Genomic DNA, 1,317 nt, shown 5'->3' with positions numbered 1-1,317 from the left:
CCCCAATTCGCCTCGCGCGCTGGGCGGGGCGGCGGCCGCCGGCGGGCGGGGGGGGGGGGGGGGGGGGGGGGGGGGGGGGGGGGGGGGCGGGGGGGGGGGCCCCCCCCCCCCCGCCCGGGCCCGGTCGCCTAGTGCGACCCGCTGTCGATGCTGGTGATCCACTTGCGCAGGGCCACCACCTGGTGCTCCCAGCGCCGGCAGTCGATGCAGCCACGCACGTGCGCATCGAGTGCCGCCCCGGCTACCCCGGGCGGCAGCGCCTCGCCGTCGACCCTGGCGGAGAGTGCGGTACGGGAATCGGAACAGTGCACCCGCACATGGTCCCCGCTGCCGCCACCGCCCCGTACAGCGCCCCCCGCGCGCGCGGGCGCGATGCCGCCGGGGCCCGGACCACGAACCGGCACGGCGTGGAGTGCGGTGGCACCCGTGGTTGAGCGAGACGACGCGGCGGTGACCGCCTGGGCCCTTGCGGCGCGCAGCGGTGACGCCGACGCGGTGGACCGGTTCGTACGGGCCACCCAGCGCGACGTGTGGCGCTACGTGCTGCGGCTGAGCAATGACCCGCAGGCGGCCGACGACCTGGTCCAGGAGACGTATCTGCGCGCACTGCGCAGCCTGCCACGCTTCGAGGGAAGGTCGACCGCCCGCACCTGGCTGCTGTCGATCGCCCGCTACACGGTGGTGGACCGGCTGCGCTGCAACGCGGCCAGGCCGCGGCTTTCGGACACGGACGACTGGCAGACCGCGGCCGAGTTGGCACAGTCCCGCGAACTGCCCGGCTTCGACGAGGGGGTGGCCCTCTCCCAACTGCTCGGGCAACTCCCGTACGAGCGGCGCGAGGCGTTCGTGCTCACCCAGTTGCTCGGCCTGCCGTACGCCGAGGCGGCGCTCGTGGCCGGCTGCCCGGTGGGAACGGTGCGCTCGCGCGTCGCGCGCGCGAGGGAGGCCCTGATCCACCAACTGACCAGCGCCGAACGGGCCGGCTTCGGCCCCCTGGAGGCCGCCGAACCACCGCCGCCCACCACGCGCGCGCCGGCCGCGCCCGCGGTGTCCCCGATGGTCGGGGGCAGGACGGCCGGTACGACCGGGGGCAGGGTTGCTGGGACGGTCGGTGGCAGGGCTACGGGGGCGACCGGTAGCCCGGCTCCCCGCGCGGGCGCGGGCGCGAGGCCGGACGCGGAACCGTTGCGCGTGCCCGAACTGGCCGGGGCGCGCTGAACCCGCCGAGGTGGGGGGGGGGGGGGGGGGGTCCGGGGCGGCGGGCCCCCCCCCCGGGGCCGGCCGGCCGCCGCCGGCCGCCGGGGGGGGGGGGGGGGG

The 1,317-nt window shown here is 78.6% G+C and carries 1 protein-coding gene and 1 pseudogene; one reads left to right on the top strand and one right to left on the bottom strand.

Going from position 1 to position 1,317, the window contains the following annotated elements; translation table 11 throughout:
- Positions 1-128: 128 nt before the first annotated feature.
- Complete coding sequence (locus AAHZ94_RS34210) at positions 129-311, bottom strand: zf-HC2 domain-containing protein (RefSeq protein WP_349997577.1); 183 nt, start codon at positions 309-311, stop codon at positions 129-131.
- Positions 312-372: 61 nt separating this feature from the next.
- Between AAHZ94_RS34210 and AAHZ94_RS34205 the strand changes: the two are divergent.
- A pseudogene (locus tag AAHZ94_RS34205) lies at positions 373-978 on the top strand (sigma-70 family RNA polymerase sigma factor); the annotation flags it as partial.
- Positions 979-1,317: the final 339 nt, after the last annotated feature.

The sequence above is a fragment of the Streptomyces sp. HSW2009 genome, from assembly GCF_040240285.1.
Taxonomy (GTDB): Bacteria; Actinomycetota; Actinomycetes; order Streptomycetales; family Streptomycetaceae; genus Streptomyces.
Note: the sequence above shows the minus strand (reverse complement) of the source record. Positions and strands in the feature narration are given on the sequence as shown.